We start from the raw sequence: 16,717 nt of genomic DNA, 5'->3' as shown, positions 1-16,717 counted from the left end.
CGCGATTGTAATCCGCTGCAAGGCTTTCGGCCGGAGCAGTTTTCGGCACGGGCGATAACAATGCGTTAGGGGCCGAAGGCGTAGTACTCCGGAGAAACACGGATACGGAAAATTAAGACGATACATATAGGTGGGATGACGGGCTGGAGCCCGGTCTTCCGGAGATTCGCCGGACAGGCGATGGAATGAGGTGCGAACACCTCCCCGCAGACGCGGCGACGACAGGCCAGCGAAGCGGAAAGGTTAATGATCTCATAAGGTCACAAACCTTCCTTCATCCAACTTGCTCGCTGCCCTCGATCTCACGTCAGCTGTCATCCTCCCAAGCCTTGAAACTTAAATCCCATTCTTGCCGCGGCCATTTTGCCGACGCGCCGTGCGATGCGTGGCGTCACCCGATGTTCCGGGGCAGGTTCGGCGGGGCGATGACCTCGCGCGAAAAATCAGCGCCAGCATCCTGCCGCATCTCGTGCGATAATCGCCGCGCAAATCGTTGAGGTCACCATGAAATCCGTCGTCATCACCGGCGCATCCACCGGCATCGGGTTCGCCTGTTCGAAGCTCCTGCTCGCGCGCGGCTTTCGCGTGTTCGGCAGCGTTCGCAAGCAGGCCGACGCAGACCGTCTGCGCGGCGAGCTCGGCGCCAACTTCATGCCGCTGCTGTTCGACGTGACCGACGAGGCGGCGGTGAAGGCGGCCGCCGGCGAGGTGCGAGCGGCGCTCAAGGGCGAGACGCTCGCCGGTCTCGTCAACAATGCCGGCATCGCCGTCGCCGGTCCCGTGACGGAGCTGCCGATCGCGCAGTTCCGCCATCAGATGGAGGTCAACGTCATCGGCCCGGTCATCGCGACCCAGGCGTTCGCGCCGCTGCTCGGGGCCGATCCAGCCATGACGGGAGAGCGCGGCCGGATCGTGATGATCAGCTCAGTCGCGGGCCGCAACGGCAACCCGCTGATGGCGCCCTATTCGACCTCCAAGCATGCGATCGAAGGGCTGTCCGAGAGCTTGCGCCGTGAGCTGATGCTGTTCGGGATCGACGTCATCGTCATCGCGCCGGGCGCGGTGAAGACGCCGATCTGGGCCAAGGCCGACGAAGTCGACCTGTCGCCGTATCAGGCCTCGCCGTTCTTCCCGGCGCTGCAGAAGATCCGCGCCTTCATGCTGCATCTCGGCCAGTCCGGGCTGCCGGCCGAGACCATCGCCGCACGGGTGGCCGACGCCTTGACCTTGCCGGCGCCCAAGGTGCGCTACGAGATCGCGCCCGATGCCATGAGGCAATGGATCGTGCGGGTGCTTCCGAAACGGACCGTCGATCGCATCATCGCCAAGCGGCTCGGCCTGATGCCCGCGACCAGGCCCTGATGCCGGCGATGACGACCATCGGCAAGACCCAGGCGCAGCTGACCCGCCTGGTCGAGGAGGAACTTCGCGCGCAGCCGGGCTGCGAGACGGCACGTGTGCCGGCCGTTCATGCGCTCGACGTGCGCAGCGGCCGCAACTGGGAGATCCCGCACGTCGTTCTCGGCGACAGCCTGATCAGCGACGTCGACCGCGCCGTGATGAGCGTGCAGCGCCGGCTCGGGCGCGCATTTCACCTGATCGACGATCCGGTCACGGCGCCGGAAGCGACAGCGACGCCGCAGGGCGACCCTGAAAATCCTTGCTGAGATGTGAGCCTGCGGGCTCAGGTCAGCAGGCCCTGGCGCAGCGCCAGCCGCACCAGCTCGATGTCGCTGGCCACGCCGAGCTTGTCCTTGATCAGCGAGTGCAGGTTGGCAACCGTCTTCGGGCTGAGATGCAGCGCTGACGCGATCTCGTCGGTGGTGCGTTCGGCGAGCAGCATCTGCATCACCTCGAACTCGCGCGCGGACAGGACGTCGGCGGCCGCGCGCTCGCCGGCGAGGCGGCTGAGCGCGAGCTCGTGATCGATGTCGGCGCTGATCGCGATGCGGCCCGCGAGCACGTCCATGACGGCGCGCACGAGCGTCTCCGGCGGGCTGCTCTTGGTGACGTAGCCGCGGGCGCCGGCGCGGATCGCCTGCACCGCGAAGCCGGCATTCTCATGCATGGTGAAGACGAGGATGCGCGCGCTGCGATCCCATTGCCGGATGCGGCGGATGCCCTCGATGCCGCCGACGCCCGGCATGGTCAGGTCCATGATGACGAGATCGGGCCTGACCTCCTTGAACAGCCGGTAGGCTTCGGCGCCATCGGCGGCTTCGGCGACCACGCGCAGCCCCGGCTGCTTCTGCAGCATCGACCTGTAGCCCTCGCGGACCACGGCATGGTCGTCGACCAGCAGGATGGTGCCGGCGGGCGTCGTCATGCCGCACATGCCGTTTCCGGCTGGGTCGGCGCAGGCGAGAGGCCGGGCAGGGCCGGGACCGGAATCTCGACGTGGAGGCGCGCGCCGCCGGAGGTGGCGGCGAAGCTCATCTGGCCTCCCATGGAGGCGACGCGCTCGCCCATGCCGAGCAGGCCCATGCCAGGCTTGTCGGGAGCTTCGCCGAGAAGACCGTCGTCTTCGACGGTGAGCAGGGTCGCGCTGACCGGCCCGTCCTGAAGCGTCAATTGCAACCGCACCCGCGTCGCGTCGGCGTGCTTGACGGCATTGGTGAGCGCCTCCTGTGCGATGCGGTAGATATTGGTGGCGATGATGCCCGGCAGTCGGTCGACGTCGCCCGACAGGCTGATCTCGAAAACGGTGCGGCCGTGCTGGCGCCTGTTCCAGCCGGCGACGAGGCCCTCCAGGCTGCCGGCGAGGCCGAGCTCGTCGACGTCAGGCGGGCGCAGCCGCATCAGCGCGCCGCGCAACTGCTCCATCATGTCGCTCGCGGTGCGCGCGATGCCGTCGCATTCGCCGACCAGAGCGGGGCAATCCTGCGCCGCGCTGTGACGGATCGACGCCGCGAGCGCCCGGATCGCCGCCAGCGACTGGCCGAATTCGTCATGCAGCTCGCGCGCCAGGTGGCGGCGCTCGTCGTCCTCCAAGGCGATCAGGCGCCGGGTCAATTCGCCGCGCTGGGCCAGCGCCGTCTGCAGCCCCTCGGCGAGCTGGTTGAAGGCAGCGCGGATCGCCGAGAGCTCGGCGAGGTCGAACGGCGGCAGCCGCGCCGACAGATCGTTGGCGGCGATCCGCTCCAGCCCGGCGCAGATCAGCCGGGTGGGGCGCAGCGCGCGGGCCAGCGCGGCGTAGGCCAGCGCGCACAGCAGCACCAGCGCCGTCCCGAGCACCGGCAGCAGCCGGCTGAGCTCGCGCCAGGCGTCCGCGGTCATGACGCCGGCGTCGATCCAGACGACGGCATCGCCCGTCGTTTCGTCGCGAAACCTGACCGGCCGTGCCGCTTCGCGGCCCGGATCGAACAGTCGCCGATACAGCATCGCGAAGGCGCGGGGCGGATCGTCCGTCTGCGCCTCGGCGCCGCCGCAGATGCGCTGCACGATCGCGCCGTCGACGCCGCGATAGGCGATGCACAGGCCCGGTCGCATCGCCGCCGCCGCGACCGCATCGAGGTCGGGAAAGCCGGCCGGCGGACTGGCGACCCAATGCATCTTGCTTTGCTGCAATTGCAGAGTCCGGGCCGTGATCTCGGCGATCCGCTCATTGCGCACATGCACCGAGCGGTCGATGTCGAACAGCACATAGGCGCAGATCGCCGTGAAGCAGAGCGCCGAGACCACCGAGATCCGCAGGGTCAGGCGGTATTTGAGGTCGTAGCGGGTCCACATCTTCGGTGTGTCCATGACAGCCCAGCCGGCCGGCATTTAACGGCAGAACCGTCCGGGCCAAAAGCGCCGCGGCCCGGTGGACGGTGCGGTCGTGAATTTTTCCCGTGCCGCGCCGGGACCGTGGCCGCTGCGGCGATGGCACGGCGGCGTCTAGCTTCCGACCGCCAGACATCGTTGCAGGGGGATCCCATGTCGAACCGTCGCGTCGTCCGTTGTCTCGTTCTCGCGCTTGCTTTCGCGGCCGGCCCGGTCCGCGCCGCCTCCGGCGATGTCCCGGCCGTGCTGGTCGACGATTTCAGCTATCTCGACACGTCCGGCGAGCCGGTCGATCAGACCGCCGCGCATCAGCGGCGGCTGGATGCGTTCATCGCCGCGCTCCGCCGCGATGTCGCCGCCGACGCGCGGCTGCGGCCGGTCAGCCCGTCCTGCGCACCGTCCTGTCCGACCGATGCGTCCCCGGAGGCCCGGCTGCAGATGGCGGCCGCGGCCGGCGCCACCGTCGTGATCACTGGCGGAGTCCAGAAGCTCTCCACTCTGGTGCAGTGGGCGCGCGCATCGGCCATCGACGTCGCCTCCCATCGGGTCCTGTTCGACAAGATCTTCACCTTCCGCGGCGACAGTGACGAGGCTTGGCAGCGCGCCGAGATGTTCGTCTCGCGCCAGGTCCGTGATGCACTGGCGCCGCCGGAGCCGATCCGGCTGGCGCTGCTGCCGTTCGAGCTCGACGACACCAGCGCGGGCGCCGCGCTCGGCGAGACCGAATCCGACCAGAAGGGGCTGCAGGAGACGACCGACGCGGTGTGGCAGCTGCTGGCACAGTCCGGGCGCTATCGCCTGGTGGACGCGGCCGGCGAGATCAAGCCGGGGCAGCCGGTGCGCGAGTGCGACGATTGCGAGGCGCGGGTGGCCCGCGCGCTCGGCGCCCAGCAATCGCTGCTCGGCATCGTGAGGCGGATCGGCCGCACCGAATACATCATCGGCTTTCGTGTCCGCCAGGCCGACAGTGGCGCGCTCGTCGTCGCCGGCGATAGCGGATTGCGCCTCGGCGCCAATTATTCCTGGAGCCGCGGCGCGGTGCGCCTGGTGCGCGAGCGGCTGCTCGAGACCGGCACCCAGAATTGAAAAAGGGCGAGGATCGGTACGCGAGGACGGCAGTGATGCCACCTCTCGTCGCGGCGTGAGACGACACGCCGCCCTCCGTGCAAATCCGGGCTGTTGTGATTTGTGACGATTTCATTACGGTCGGATGACAGGATAGCCTTCCTTGATCTGTCGGCATACGCCGGCGAAGGGCGCCTGCTTTCGATCGCCTGATGTCACTGACCCCGAACGACCAACCGATCACCACGCTCGCCGCGGCGAGCGCAACGCGCTCCGCGGCGGTCCGGCTGTCCGCCGTCGCCGCGCCGCATGTCGCGGCGCTGGCCCTGATGCTGCACACCGAGACCGATTTCGGCTCGCGGCTCGGCTTCGTGCTGGCCTGGGGCATCCTGAACTGCTTCTGGCTGGTGCTGCTGCGGCGGCCTGCGGTGTCCGGCGCGCTGGCGCTGACCATGGTCGTGGTGCTGGTGCTGCTGTCGCAGCTCAAGCACGCCGTGGTCCAGATGACGGCGAACTTCGTCGACGTGATGCTGATCGACCACGACAGCGCGGCGTTCCTGTTCACGATCTTCCCGAACCTGAAGCTGTCGGTGCTGGTGGCGGCCGCCGTCGTGCTGCCGCTGATGGGGCTGCTGTGGTGGGCCGACCCGTTCCGGATCGCGCGGCTGCCGGCGCTGGCCGGCAAGCTCGCCTGCCTTGCTGCGCTCACGCTGTATTCGCTCAACTGGCGCGACGAGACCTGGCGCGGCTATTATGACGACGGCTATCTGTCGAAATTCGCCCGCTCCGGCGTCACGGCGGTGTCGGACTTCCTCGCCAACGGCTTCATGGAATCCGACGCCACCGCTGATCGAAGTCTGGCTGCCTTTGTCCCGGATTCCTGTCATCCGGCCGCGCGCCGGCCGAACATCGTGCTGATCCACGACGAATCCAGCTTCGACATCCGCTCCGCGCCGGGCATCAAGGTACCAGCGGGCTATGGCAGCCATTTCAAGTCGTTCGACGGCAAGGCGCGGCAGTTCATGGCCGAGAGCAATGGCGGACCGAGCTGGTTCACCGAGTACAACGTGCTCGCCGGCCTGTCGTCGCGCTCGTTCGGCCGCTTCGCCTATTTCGTGACGCGGATCGCGTCCGGCCGGGTCGAGCGCGGCCTGCCGCTGGCGCTGCGCAATTGCGGCTACGACACGGTGTCGCTGTATCCCGCGCAGGGCGCCTTCATGAGCGCGCGCAGCTTCCAGACCACGGTCGGCGTCGACCGCTTCCTCGACGCGCGCGATCTCGGCGCCAAGGGCGTCGAGCCCGACGGCTTCTTCTACGATGCCGCGCTCGATCTGATGCAGCACCGGCCGCGCGGAAAGCCGCTGTTCATGTTCGTCTATCTCGCCGCCAACCATTTCCCGTGGGAGACGACGTTCCGGCCCGACCTGACGCCATCCTGGCGCGCGCCCGGCAACGTGCCTTCGATCGATGAGTATCTGCGCCGCCAGGCGATGAGCGCGACGGACTATCAGCGCTTCCTCGCCAGCCTGAAGAAGCGCTTCGGCGACCAGCCGTTCCTGATCGTGCGCTACGGCGATCACCAGCCGGAGTTCTCGCCGCACATTCTCGATCCCAAGCTCGACGAGGCCGGCATCGGCGAGAAGCTCGAAAGCTATGATCCGCGCTATTATCAGACCTATTACGCCGTCGATGCCGTCAATTTCGAGCCGCGCCAGAGCGCGGTCGTGATGGACCGGATCGACGCCGCCTATCTGCCGCTGGTCACCTTGGAGGCGGCCGGCATTCCGCTCGATCCGTCCTTCGCCGAGCAGAAGGACATCATGCTCCGCTGCAAGGGCGTGTTCTACGCCTGCGGCGACGGCGCCGAGGCGCGCCGGTTCAACCGCATGCTGATCGACGCCGAGCTGATCCGGGGGCTCTAGACTCTCACCGCCCGCGACGGGTCGGTGGCTTCACGGGATTGCGATCGATCCGTCATTCCATGGGAGGATTGTCGGGACGGCCGCGTTGGGCTACCCCGTGCGCTCCGTGTAAGCGAGAGGTTCGACATGTCCACATCCGTCAAGGAACTGATGGCCGCCGCCAACGCGGTGGTCCCCAAGATCACGCCGGCCGAGGCGCAGGCGATGATCGGCAAGGGCAACACGCTCGTCCTCGACGTGCGCGATGCGCCGGAGGTCGAGAAGAGCGGCAAGATCGAAGGCGCGCACCACGTCTCGCGCGGCATGCTCGAATTTCGCGCCGATCCGGACTCGCCCTATCACGACAAGAATTTTAGCAAAGACAAGAGCGTCATTCTGTACTGCGCCTCCGGCGGCCGTGCCGCGCTGGCGGGCAAGGCGCTGAAAGACCTCGGCTACGACAAGGTGTTCAACGTGGGCGGCTTCAAGGACTGGGCCGACAATGGCGGCGCGGTGGAGAAGCCGATCGAACCGGGGATGTAAGCGTAAACTGCTCACTAGGGTCAGGACCCATTTAACCGACAGAACGCTCGGGCGAGCGGCTCAATCCCACAGGGAGATGGCCGGCTTCAACCTTTCGTATTCGAAAGCATGGCCTTCAATCTCTCTGCCGCCGGCACTTTGGGAGCGCCACTTCTCGTGATCGCAAAGACTTGACGCCTACGACGCGGTTTAATGGAAATCTGTGCAATGGCCCTGCTATCGGCGGGAATGGCGAGCTGTGGCATGATGGTTATGCCGATATCTTGGCTGACCATGTTTACGAGCGCTTCGGCATCTCGCACCCGCAGCACAATCGGCGGATTGATCTTAGCTTGATCGAATATTTGACGAATGGCGGGCTCGCAGCCGGACGCGGACATCAAAAATGGCTCGTCGGCCGCATCTGTCAGGCTAATTTGCCGCCGGCTGGCAAGACGATGGTCTGATGCGACGACGAGAACAAATTCATCCTCCATGATGACGATGGGCTGCACCGCCGGCGTCGTCTCTCCCGTCAGGCCGAGATCAATGATGTCTTTCTCAACCCATTCGCAAACTTCCGCATCGGTCCCCTCGATCAGACTGACCGTGATGCGTGGGTACATCCTTTTGAACTCCGCGAGTCGGGCCGGCAGAAGCCGCGCTGCAACGCTCGATACACTGCCGATGCGTATATGCCCCGCGAGCAATCCATTGACCGCGCTGCAGGTTTGTCGAATGCGTTCGACGGCTTGAAGTGCAGCCCGGGCGTCGGCGAGCACTGCCCGACCAAGTTCGGTGATTCTGATTCCGTCACGATGCCTTATAAGCAGCTGCCCGCCCAATACCGCCTCCAAATGCTTGATGCTTTGGCTAACCCCTGACTGGGTGAGGCCGATCTCTGTGGCTGCAGCCGAGAAGGTGCCGCAATCCACGACGCTGCTGAGCACCCGAAGGTGAGCGAGAGATATATTAGTAATTGTCATATGCAGCTGCTGTCGAAGTAATTTTACATATACATGACCGGCATGCTCTTACAAGGCGGAACTACAGCCGGAGAGCGATCATGTCCGACGCCATAGCGATTGCGCTTGTTGGCGAATTCACCCCTTCCTTCCTGCCTCACACCGCAACCAACGATGCGATTGAGCATGCTCGGCTGACGCTGGAGGGACGAATTACGGCGGAATGGATCTCAACCGTCCAGCTGGAGGCCGGGGCAGCCGAACAGCTTCGGCGTTTTAATGCGATCTGGATTGTTCCCGGGAGCCCATACAAGAGCCTTCTCGGAGCCATCAATGCAATTCGTTACGCGCGCGAGAGCGGCGTTCCCCTCTTGGGGACTTGCGGGGGCTGCCAGCACGTTGTGATCGAATACAGTCGCAATGTCATGGGCTTCGAAGACGCCGCGCACGCCGAATATGATCCCTACGCCTCCAACCTCTTCATCACACCATTATCGTGCTCGCTCGTGGGGCAGACGATGGAAGTCAAAATCGAGCCGGGCAGCCTCGCAGATGCGATCTACGGGGGGAAGAATCCACGCGAGCAGTACTACTGCAATTTCGGACTGAACCCGGAGCATCAGCAGAAGCTACATGACGCAGGATTGAGAATCATTGGCACGGACGCATCCGGCGAAGCGAGGATTCTGACTATCCCCGCGCATCGCTTCTTCATTGCTACTCTCTATGTACCTCAGCTGACTTCGAGCATCACCCAGCCTCACCCGGTGATCCTTGAGTTTATGAGGGCTGCGATGGAATCTAACCGATGAGGTGCGGTTCTCGCGATGTCGGCAATCCGTTCGACGCAATATCGTAAGGTGCGGCTCTGGTCTCTCCTCTCTTGCCAGAGGCTGAGACTCTGATCGCCGACAAGGGGCTATGACAGCGATGCCTTCCGAGCGGCTCTCGCTAAGCGAGGAATAGAGCCTTGCATTCCGCCGCGGGCTGGGCGCAGATCGCCCCTAACATATTGCAAATCCCTGTATCGGCAGCGTCACAAGGTCGAGAATATGTTCGCCGGACTTAAGGACTGGCGACGTCTCTCCATGCGTTACGACCGCTGCGCTCACACATTCTTCAGCGCCATCTGTATCGCGGCAACTGTTATCTTCTGGCTCGATCAATGAGTCCTGACCCTAGTGCGTGTGGAGGTTGCGCCAACCACCACCGTCATTGCGAGCGAGCCGAAGCAATCCAGAGTCCTCGTGACGCCCTGGATTGCTTCGCTGCGCTCACAATGACGCGGCGAGACTGTGGGGCCTACTTCGACGTCTTACTCCACAGCCAGCGCGCCACCGCTTGCGGCGAGGACTCCGCGTCACTGCCGGAGGCGCGCAGATTGGCCTGCTGCATGGTCGCGATGTCGATGCGGCCGAGCAGCGGTCGTAACGCATCCTGCAACGCGCGGTCCTCGGCTCGCTTCGGCGACAGCAGCAGGATCGCGTCGTAAGGCGGGATCGCCTGCTTGGGATCGTCGAGCACGACGAGATCGTATTTCGCGATCAGGCCGTCGCTGGTGTAGCCGGCGATGACGTCGACCTCGCCGGAGGCGGCCGCGGCATACATGAAGTCGGGCTGCATCTGGCGCTGGGCGCGGAAGGCGAGGCCATAGGCGTCGCGCAGGGCCGCCCATTCCGGGCGCGAGAAGAACTCGTAGTCGCCGGCGATCGACATGTCGCTGGCGTGGCGCGCGAGGTCGGCGATCGAGCGGATGCCGAGCGCCTCGGCCGTCTTGCGCGGCATCACCAGCGCGTAGGCATTCTCGAAGCCGAGCTCGCCGAGCAGGGTGACCTTGTCCTTGGCGAGATCCTGCTTCAGTGCATCGAGCAGCGCAGCGCGCGGCAACTGCTCCTTGTGGTGAAACTGGTTGGTCCACAGCGTGCCGGAGTAATCGACGTAGGCGTCGATGTCGCCGTTCTTCAGTGCCTCATAGATCACGCTGGAGCCAAGCCCGGCGCGTGTCGTCGCCGAGAGACCGGCTGCCTGCAGCCGCTCGCTGATCAAGGCCGACAGCACATATTGCTCGGTAAACGTCTTGGCGCCGATCACGTAGCGTGCCGAGCCGCCGGCCAGCGAGGGCAGGAGACTCGCGCCGACCATGAGCGCGATGGTTGCGGTGCCAAGCCCGACACGGGCACGGCTGCGCCTGCGCAGGCCATCCTCGATCAGTGCCAGCAACTGATCGATGGCAAGCGCCAGCACGGCGGCGGCAATGCAGCCGAACACGACCAGCACCCAGTTCTGGGTCTGCAAACCTGCAAAGATGTAGTTGCCGAGCGAGGTCTGGCCGATCGGCGTCGACAAGGTCGCGGTGCCGATCACCCACACCGCAGCGGTGCGGATGCCGGCCATGATCACCGGCAGCGCCAGCGGCAGCTCCACCATCGTCAGCGCCTGGCGCTCGGTCATCCCGACGCCTTTGGCGGCCTCGATCAGGCTTGCGTCGACGCCGTTCAGCCCGGTGATGGTATTGCGCAGCACCGGCAGCATCGAATACAGCGCCAGCGCCAGCATGGCCGGCAGGAAGCCGAAGGCCGAGAACGAGAGCCCGAACCAGCGCAAGGTGAGTGCCGTCAGCGCCAGGAGCAGCGGATAGAACAGCGCCAGCAGCGCCAGTCCCGGCACCGTCTGCACCACGCTGGCGACGCCGAGCAGCAGATTGCGCAGGGCAGGGCGATTGCGCGCGAGCAGCGCCAGCGGAAAGCTCACGGCAAGGCCGAGCGCCAGCGCGGCGAGGCTCACGCGCAGATGGCTGCCGAGATAATCCGTGAGATGCGACAGCGCCTCGGTGAAGCGTGGATCGGACAGTGCGCTCATGCTGTGCCGCTTTCGGGCAGCAGCGCGGCCAGCCGCGCCGCCTGCCGGCGCGGCGTCGTCATCAGCTCCGTCACGTAGGGTTCACGGCTGGCCGCGAGCTCGGCCGGCGTGCCGATCTCGATCAGGCGTCCGCCGCGCATCACCGCGATGCGGTCGGCGAGCAGCAGCGCCTCGGTGATGTCGTGCGTGATCATGATCGTGGTTAGCGCGAACTGCTCATGCAGGGCGCGGTAGTCGCTGCCGAGCGCATCACGCGTCAGCGGATCGAGCGCGCCGAACGGCTCGTCCATCAGCACGATCTTCGGCCGCGCCGCGAGCGCGCGGGCGACGCCGACGCGCTGGCGCTGGCCGCCCGACAGCTCGTGCGGCAGCCGGTCGCGATGCGCCTTGCGGTCGAGCCGCACGAGGTCGAGCAGCTCGTCGACACGGTCGGCGATCTCGTTCGCGGGCGTACCCAGCAGCCTGGGGGTGATGCCGATATTGGCGGCAACCGTCATGTGCGGAAACAGCGCCCCGTTCTGGAACACGGTGCCAACCCGGCGACGCAGGCTGACAGGATCGAGGCCGGCGATATCCTCGCCGGCAATCCGGATCGCGCCGCCGTCCAGCTCGATCAGGCGGTTGGTCAGCCGCAGCAGCGTGGTCTTGCCCGAGCCGGAGCCGCCCACGATCGCCAGGAACTCACCCTCGGCGATCTCCAGCGAGACGCCGTCGACCGCGGTCACGGCGCCTGCCGGGCCGGGGAAACTCTTGCGGACGTTGGTGTAGACGATGAACGGCGTGCGCGGCATGCGGCCTTGCGGAATGTTGGCCTTAAGGTTGGCCTTAAGGTTGGCCTTGGGCTCAGTCAGACGACCTAGCACGTCCGGCCGCCGCGTTGAACTTCGCCGCGCAAGCGGCTAAGCCGTCCCGGCCATTCTCGGGGGAGGAACTTGGACGTGACGATGCCCACCGCCGCCGCGGTCGCGCTGGAGCGAACGACGGTGGCATTCCGTCTCGCCGGCGGACGCACCTACACCGCCGTCGAGACGGCGGATCTCAGCGTCGCCGATGGCGAGTTCGTCGCCATCGTCGGGCCGACCGGCTGCGGCAAATCCACCCTTCTCAACGTGGCGGCTGGACTGCTGAAGCCGGCCGCCGGCCACGTGCGCATCTTCGGCCAGCCTCTGGCCGGCCTCAATCGCGACGCCGGCTACCTGTTCCAGGCCGACGCGCTGTTCCCATGGAAGACCGCGCTGGAGAACGTCGCGATCGGGCTTGAGGTCGCGGGCACGCCGTCGAAGGACGCGGCCGCCAAGGCGCAGCAATGGCTGACCTCGGTCGGCCTCGGCGCATTCGGCAACCGCTATCCGCACATGCTGTCGGGCGGCCAGCGCAAGCGCGTGGGCCTCGCCCAGGTGCTGATCCGCAATCCGCGCATCATCCTGATGGACGAGCCGTTCGGGCCACTGGACGCGCAGACGCGGCAGATCATGGGCAATCTGCTGCTCGATCTCTGGAATGCCGACCGCAAGGCGGTGCTGTTCGTGACCCACGATCTCGAGGAGGCGATCGCGCTCGCCGACCGCGTCGTCATCATGTCGGCCGGCCCGGCCTCGCGCATCATCGGCGACTGGCGCGTGACCCTGCCGCGTCCGCGCGACATCTTCGAGGTGCGCATGAAGCACGAATTTCACGAGCTGCATCGCGAGATCTGGCAGACGCTGAAGGCGGAGGTCGAGAAGACCTACAAGCAGGCGGAGGCGGTGTGATGGGAGCCGTGACTCGTTCGATCATGGGAGCCTCGCTGTTTCCACTTGGACAGTGCACTCCCTCCCCCCTTGTGGGGGAGGGGCGGGGAGGGGGGTACCCCGGAAACACTGTTGGTTGGAGTACCCCCCTCCCCAGCCCTCCCCCACAAGGGGGGAGGGAGCGGAGCGGCGTGCGCGGCTCGCGCTTTGTCTCTGTCACCACGGGCGCGGAGTAGCGTAATGTCGCGTCTCGGTCTGCTCGCGCTGCAATTGCTGGTCGCGGTCGTCGCGATTGCGCTGTGGCAACTGCTCGCCACCGTGCCCGTGTTCGGGCGCATCTGGCTTCCGCCGTTCTTCTTCTCCAATCCGGTCGACGTGTTCGCGCAGGTGATCAAATGGTTCGCCACCGGGGCCATCTGGAAGCACCTCGCGATCACCTTGTGGGAGTCGATCCTGGCGTTCGCGATCGGCTCGCTCGGCGGCGTGCTGGTCGGCTTCTGGTTCGCGCGCAAGCCGCTGGTCGCCGCCGTGTTCGATCCCTACGTCAAGATGGCCAATGCGCTGCCGCGCGTGGTGCTGGCGCCGATCTTCACGCTGTGGCTGGGGCTCGGCATCTGGTCCAAGGTCGCGCTCGGCGTGACCTTGGTGTTCTTCATCGTGTTCTTCAACGTCTATCAGGGCGTGAAGGAGGTCTCGACCGTGGTGCGCGACAACGCCCGCATGCTCGGCATGAGCGAGCGGCAACTGATGCGCCACGTCTATTGGCCGTCGGCGCTGTCGTGGATGTTCTCGTCGCTGCACACGTCGGTCGGCTTCGCCGTCGTCGGCGCTGTCGTCGGCGAATATCTCGGCTCCGCGGCCGGCCTCGGCTATCTGATCCAGCAGGCCGAAGGCATCTTCGACGTCGCCGGCGTGTTCGCCGGCATGTTCGTGCTGTCGGCATTCGTCATCCTGATCGACATCTGCGTCACGCTTGTGGAGCGGCGGCTGCTGGTGTGGCGGCCTGACGCCGCCGAGGGCCGATGATGGCCGGGCTGCTGCGCCACCCGCCGCTGTCGTCCCCGCGAAAGCGGGGACCCATAACCACAGGGCGGCGTTTGTGGCACGCGGGACGACCAGTCTTTTCCAACCGGAACATCACGCGGTATGGGTCCCTGCTTTCGCAGGGACGACAGCGGAGTTTTGGGCGGCCTTCTCAATCTACGCCGACATGCCCAACCTGACTGACAACATGAACGGAGGAAACACATGAACAAGATGTTGAGCCGGGTCACCGGCGCGCTGCTGGCGCTGACGTTGAGCACTGGTCTCGCCAGCGCTGCCACCAAGGTCACGATCGCAATCGGGGGCGGCGCCTGCCTGTGCTATCTGCCGACCGTGCTGGCCAAGCAGCTCGGCGAATACGAGAAGGCCGGGCTCGAGGTCGAGCTGGTCGACCTCAAGGGCGGCTCGGATGCGCTGAAGGCCGTGCTCGGCGGCAGCGCCGACGTCGTCTCCGGCTATTTCGATCACTGCGTCAATCTCGCGGCCAAGAAGCAGGAGATGCAGTCCTTCGTCGTCTACGACCGCTATCCCGGTCTCGTGCTGGTGGTGGCGCCGTCGCACAACAAGGAGATCAGCTCGGTCAAGGATCTCGCCGGCAAGAAGGTCGGCGTCAGCGCGCCGGGCTCCTCGACCGACTTCTTCCTGAAGTACATGCTGAAGAAGAACGGTCTCGATCCGTCGGGCACCGCGGTGATCGGCGTCGGTCTCGGCGCCACCGCGGTGGCCGCGATGGAGCAGGGCCAGATCGATGCGGCCGTCATGCTCGATCCCTCGGTCACCGTGCTGCAGGGCAAGCATCCGGACCTCAAGATCCTCAGCGATACCCGCACCCAGCACGACACGCTGGAGGTGTTCGGCGGCGAGTATCCCGGCGGCGCGCTGTATTCGACCGCGGCCTGGATCGCCGGCCATGACAAGGAGACGCAGGCGCTGACCAACGCCATCGTGGCGACGCTGGGCTGGATCCATTCGCACACGCCGGAGGAAATCATGGCGAAGATGCCGGAGGAACTCGTCGGCAAGGACAAGGCGCTGTATCTCGCGGCGCTCAAGAACACCATCCCGATGTACTCGCAGACCGGCAAGATGGATCCGAAGGGCGCCGACGCTGTGCTCGCCGTGTTCAGCACCGGCTCGCCCGATGTCGCCAAGGCCAATGTCGACGTCAGCAAGACCTTCACCAACAAGTTCGTTGAGCAGGCGAAGGGGGCGAAATAGCGGATGACGGACGTCGTCATCCACCGCGTCACCACGCTCGACCTCAAGGTCGAGCCGTGGGACTGGCCGTTCGCGAAACAGCGCCGCGACGACATCGCGGCGCATTTCGCCGAATGCCAGCGCGCCAGGCCGGGGCTGTGGAACGGCCGCGTGCTGCTCGGGCGCAACCCGCGCTTCGCGGATAGCCGGTTCACCGCGAGCTATTTCGAGACCGATTTCGCCAGCCTGCTGGCGTGGCGCGACTGGGGCTTTCCGGATCGCACCGCCTTCAACGGCTTCGGCATGGGCGCGCTGCGTGCCGCCGACGGCGCCTTCGTGCTCGGCGAGATGGGCGCGCATACCGCCAATGCCGGCCGGCTGTATTTTCCCGCCGGCACGCCGGATCTCGCCGACGTCAGCGACGGCGTGCTCGATCTCGCCGCCAACGTCGCGCGCGAGGTCGAGGAGGAGACGGGACTCGCGCCATCGGACTATCAGGCCGCGGCGCATTGGGACTGTGTCGTGACCGGCGCGTCGATCGCGCTGATGCGCGTGCTCGACGCCTCTGACATGGGCGAGGCTCTGCAGCGCCGCATCGAGGCCAACCTCGCGGCTCAGGACGAGCCGGAACTCTGCTCGATACGGCTGGTTCGAAGCCGGAATGATCTGACTGCGGCGATGCCGCGCTTCGTGACCGCCTTCCTCGAAACGCAATTCAGCCCAGGAGAGCCGTCCTCATGAGCAAGAAACCGCGCACGCTGGCCGATGAGCTCGATGGTTTCATCTCGCCGTTCCGGATCGATGGCGGGCACAAGTTTCACCTCAAATCGCACAAGACAAAGGTCAAGGGCGGCCTCGCCAAGGAGGAGGGCGAGGCGATCATCGAGCAGAATCGGACGCGGCTCGCCGATTTTCAGGAAAGGCTCTATGCACAGGACCGCTGGTCGGTGCTGGTGCTGCTGCAGGGCATGGACGCCTCCGGCAAGGACAGCGCGATCAAGAGCATCTTCGAGGGCGTCAATCCGCAGGGCTGCGAGGTCACCTCGTTCAAGCAGCCGACCTCCAAGGAGCTGGACCACGACTTCATGTGGCGCAGCGCCATCGCGCTCCCCGAGCGTGGCCGCATCGGCATCTTCAACCGTTCCTACTACGAGGAATGCCTGGTCACGCGGGTGCATCCGGAGATCCTCAAGGCCGAGAAGCTGCCGCCGAGGCTGGTCACCAAGAACATCTGGCGCGAGCGCTTCGAGGACATCTGCGCCTTCGAGCGTTACTTGTCGCGCAACGGCACCGTGATCCTGAAGTTCTTCCTCAACATCTCCAAGGAGGAGCAGCGCGCGCGCTTCCTCGACCGGCTGGAGGAGCCGGCGAAGAACTGGAAGTTCTCGATGGGCGACATCACCGAGCGCGCGAAGTGGCATCGCTACCAGGCGGTCTATCAGGACATCGTGCGTCACACCTCGACGCCCTACGCGCCGTGGCACGTCGTTCCGGCCGACCACAAATGGTTCGCCCGTGTCGTCATCGGCTCGACCATCGTCGCCGCGCTGGAAAGCCTGGATCTGCACTTCCCGCGCGTCGATGCCGGCTCGCGCGAGGAGTTCAAGGCGGTGCGCAAGGCGCTCGAGAGCGAAGCCAAGGGCGGGAAGAAAGGGTGAGGGCGTAAGGC

Annotated in this window: 16 protein-coding genes and 1 pseudogene; 12 read left to right on the top strand and 5 right to left on the bottom strand. The window is 65.8% G+C overall.

The features are described from left to right. Positions 1–504: 504 nt before the first annotated feature. Entirely contained in the window at positions 505–1,362 is an 858-nt protein-coding gene (locus QX094_RS03795) for an SDR family oxidoreductase (RefSeq protein ID WP_316187645.1), read from the top strand. Beyond that, positions 1,362–1,667 (top strand): hypothetical protein, encoded by a 306-nt coding sequence (locus QX094_RS03790; protein ID WP_316183956.1) that lies wholly within the window; start codon positions 1,362–1,364, stop codon positions 1,665–1,667. Before QX094_RS03795 ends, QX094_RS03790 begins: the two co-directional genes overlap by 1 nt. A 17-nt stretch (positions 1,668–1,684) precedes the next feature. Here the strand turns inward: QX094_RS03790 and QX094_RS03785 are convergent, their stop codons facing one another. Further along, on the bottom strand, positions 1,685–2,326 hold the full coding sequence (locus QX094_RS03785) for a response regulator transcription factor (RefSeq protein WP_316183954.1): 642 nt from the start codon (positions 2,324–2,326) through the stop codon (positions 1,685–1,687). Further along, on the bottom strand, positions 2,323–3,729 hold the full coding sequence (locus tag QX094_RS03780; RefSeq protein ID WP_316184306.1) for a sensor histidine kinase: 1,407 nt from the start codon (positions 3,727–3,729) through the stop codon (positions 2,323–2,325). Before QX094_RS03780 ends, QX094_RS03785 begins: the two co-directional genes overlap by 4 nt. Positions 3,730–3,918: 189 nt before the next feature. On the opposite strand from QX094_RS03780, the gene QX094_RS03775 reads away from it, so the two are divergent. The 3 genes from QX094_RS03775 to QX094_RS03765 all read left to right on the top strand — a co-directional run bounded on the left by QX094_RS03775 (position 3,919) and on the right by QX094_RS03765 (position 7,274). After that, on the top strand, positions 3,919–4,851 hold the full coding sequence (locus QX094_RS03775) for a DUF2380 domain-containing protein (protein ID WP_316183952.1): 933 nt from the start codon (positions 3,919–3,921) through the stop codon (positions 4,849–4,851). 191 nt (positions 4,852–5,042) lie between these two features. After that, positions 5,043–6,752 (top strand): sulfatase-like hydrolase/transferase, encoded by a 1,710-nt coding sequence (locus QX094_RS03770; RefSeq protein ID WP_316174227.1) that lies wholly within the window; start codon positions 5,043–5,045, stop codon positions 6,750–6,752. Between the two features lie 126 nt (positions 6,753–6,878). Beyond that, the gene (locus QX094_RS03765) at positions 6,879–7,274 is read left to right on the top strand and encodes a rhodanese-like domain-containing protein (protein WP_315713332.1); all 396 of its coding nucleotides are present in this window, start codon (positions 6,879–6,881) and stop codon (positions 7,272–7,274) included. A gap of 86 nt (positions 7,275–7,360) precedes the next feature. On the opposite strand, the gene QX094_RS03760 is transcribed toward QX094_RS03765, so the two are convergent. Then, complete coding sequence (locus QX094_RS03760) at positions 7,361–8,239, bottom strand: LysR family transcriptional regulator (RefSeq protein ID WP_316183951.1); 879 nt, start codon at positions 8,237–8,239, stop codon at positions 7,361–7,363. A gap of 80 nt (positions 8,240–8,319) precedes the next feature. Between QX094_RS03760 and QX094_RS03755 the strand changes: the two genes are divergently transcribed. Together QX094_RS03755 and QX094_RS34505 are read left to right on the top strand one after the other, a co-directional pair. Then, the gene (locus QX094_RS03755) at positions 8,320–9,030 is read left to right on the top strand and encodes a glutamine amidotransferase-related protein (protein WP_316183949.1); all 711 of its coding nucleotides are present in this window, start codon (positions 8,320–8,322) and stop codon (positions 9,028–9,030) included. Positions 9,031–9,144: 114 nt separating this feature from the next. Further along, positions 9,145–9,387 (top strand): annotated as a pseudogene (locus tag QX094_RS34505) (transposase); the annotation flags it as partial. Between the two features lie 133 nt (positions 9,388–9,520). Here QX094_RS34505 and QX094_RS03750 read toward each other — a convergent pair. Together QX094_RS03750 and QX094_RS03745 are read right to left on the bottom strand one after the other, a co-directional pair. Continuing rightward, complete coding sequence (locus tag QX094_RS03750; RefSeq protein ID WP_316183947.1) at positions 9,521–11,077, bottom strand: glycine betaine ABC transporter substrate-binding protein; 1,557 nt, start codon at positions 11,075–11,077, stop codon at positions 9,521–9,523. Beyond that, a complete protein-coding gene (locus QX094_RS03745; protein ID WP_316184304.1) occupies positions 11,074–11,868 on the bottom strand; it encodes an ATP-binding cassette domain-containing protein in 795 nt (264 codons plus the stop codon). Before QX094_RS03745 ends, QX094_RS03750 begins: the two co-directional genes overlap by 4 nt. Before the next feature lie 153 nt (positions 11,869–12,021). Between QX094_RS03745 and QX094_RS03740 the strand changes: the two genes are divergently transcribed. From QX094_RS03740 to QX094_RS03720, 5 genes are all read left to right on the top strand, one after another. Then, positions 12,022–12,828: an ABC transporter ATP-binding protein gene (locus QX094_RS03740; RefSeq protein ID WP_409997663.1), complete on the top strand. Its 807-nt coding sequence runs from the start codon at positions 12,022–12,024 to the stop codon at positions 12,826–12,828. 219 nt (positions 12,829–13,047) lie between these two features. After that, positions 13,048–13,833 (top strand): ABC transporter permease, encoded by a 786-nt coding sequence (locus QX094_RS03735; RefSeq protein WP_315769078.1) that lies wholly within the window; start codon positions 13,048–13,050, stop codon positions 13,831–13,833. Positions 13,834–14,055: 222 nt separating this feature from the next. Then, positions 14,056–15,069 carry an ABC transporter substrate-binding protein gene (locus QX094_RS03730; RefSeq protein ID WP_315713327.1) on the top strand — a complete coding sequence of 338 codons (1,014 nt, stop codon included), beginning with the start codon at positions 14,056–14,058 and terminating at the stop codon, positions 15,067–15,069. Between the two features lie 3 nt (positions 15,070–15,072). Next, on the top strand, positions 15,073–15,789 hold the full coding sequence (locus QX094_RS03725; protein WP_315713325.1) for an NUDIX hydrolase: 717 nt from the start codon (positions 15,073–15,075) through the stop codon (positions 15,787–15,789). Next, positions 15,786–16,706: a polyphosphate kinase 2 family protein gene (locus QX094_RS03720; RefSeq protein WP_315713323.1), complete on the top strand. Its 921-nt coding sequence runs from the start codon at positions 15,786–15,788 to the stop codon at positions 16,704–16,706. The genes QX094_RS03725 and QX094_RS03720 overlap by 4 nt, the downstream gene beginning before the upstream one ends. Positions 16,707–16,717: the final 11 nt, after the last annotated feature.

Source organism: Bradyrhizobium sp. SZCCHNS1050 (assembly GCF_032484785.1).
GTDB lineage: Bacteria > Pseudomonadota > Alphaproteobacteria > Rhizobiales > Xanthobacteraceae > Bradyrhizobium.
Note: the sequence above shows the minus strand (reverse complement) of the source record. Positions and strands in the feature narration are given on the sequence as shown.

What these genes read in the sequence shown, in the direction of transcription:
- QX094_RS03795 (WP_316187645.1), top strand. Translation starts at nt 505, where the DNA reads ATGAAATCCGTCGTCATCACCGGCGCATCCACCGGCATCGGGTTCGCC.
- QX094_RS03790 (WP_316183956.1), top strand. Translation starts at nt 1,362, where the DNA reads ATGCCGGCGATGACGACCATCGGCAAGACCCAGGCGCAGCTGACCCGC.
- QX094_RS03785 (WP_316183954.1), bottom strand. Translation starts at nt 2,326, where the DNA reads ATGACGACGCCCGCCGGCACCATCCTGCTGGTCGACGACCATGCCGTG.
- QX094_RS03780 (WP_316184306.1), bottom strand. Translation starts at nt 3,729, where the DNA reads ATGTGGACCCGCTACGACCTCAAATACCGCCTGACCCTGCGGATCTCG.
- QX094_RS03775 (WP_316183952.1), top strand. Translation starts at nt 3,919, where the DNA reads ATGTCGAACCGTCGCGTCGTCCGTTGTCTCGTTCTCGCGCTTGCTTTC.
- QX094_RS03770 (WP_316174227.1), top strand. Translation starts at nt 5,043, where the DNA reads ATGTCACTGACCCCGAACGACCAACCGATCACCACGCTCGCCGCGGCG.
- QX094_RS03765 (WP_315713332.1), top strand. Translation starts at nt 6,879, where the DNA reads ATGTCCACATCCGTCAAGGAACTGATGGCCGCCGCCAACGCGGTGGTC.
- QX094_RS03760 (WP_316183951.1), bottom strand. Translation starts at nt 8,239, where the DNA reads ATGACAATTACTAATATATCTCTCGCTCACCTTCGGGTGCTCAGCAGC.
- QX094_RS03755 (WP_316183949.1), top strand. Translation starts at nt 8,320, where the DNA reads ATGTCCGACGCCATAGCGATTGCGCTTGTTGGCGAATTCACCCCTTCC.
- QX094_RS03750 (WP_316183947.1), bottom strand. Translation starts at nt 11,077, where the DNA reads ATGAGCGCACTGTCCGATCCACGCTTCACCGAGGCGCTGTCGCATCTC.
- QX094_RS03745 (WP_316184304.1), bottom strand. Translation starts at nt 11,868, where the DNA reads ATGCCGCGCACGCCGTTCATCGTCTACACCAACGTCCGCAAGAGTTTC.
- QX094_RS03740 (WP_409997663.1), top strand. Translation starts at nt 12,022, where the DNA reads ATGCCCACCGCCGCCGCGGTCGCGCTGGAGCGAACGACGGTGGCATTC.
- QX094_RS03735 (WP_315769078.1), top strand. Translation starts at nt 13,048, where the DNA reads ATGTCGCGTCTCGGTCTGCTCGCGCTGCAATTGCTGGTCGCGGTCGTC.
- QX094_RS03730 (WP_315713327.1), top strand. Translation starts at nt 14,056, where the DNA reads ATGAACAAGATGTTGAGCCGGGTCACCGGCGCGCTGCTGGCGCTGACG.
- QX094_RS03725 (WP_315713325.1), top strand. Translation starts at nt 15,073, where the DNA reads ATGACGGACGTCGTCATCCACCGCGTCACCACGCTCGACCTCAAGGTC.
- QX094_RS03720 (WP_315713323.1), top strand. Translation starts at nt 15,786, where the DNA reads ATGAGCAAGAAACCGCGCACGCTGGCCGATGAGCTCGATGGTTTCATC.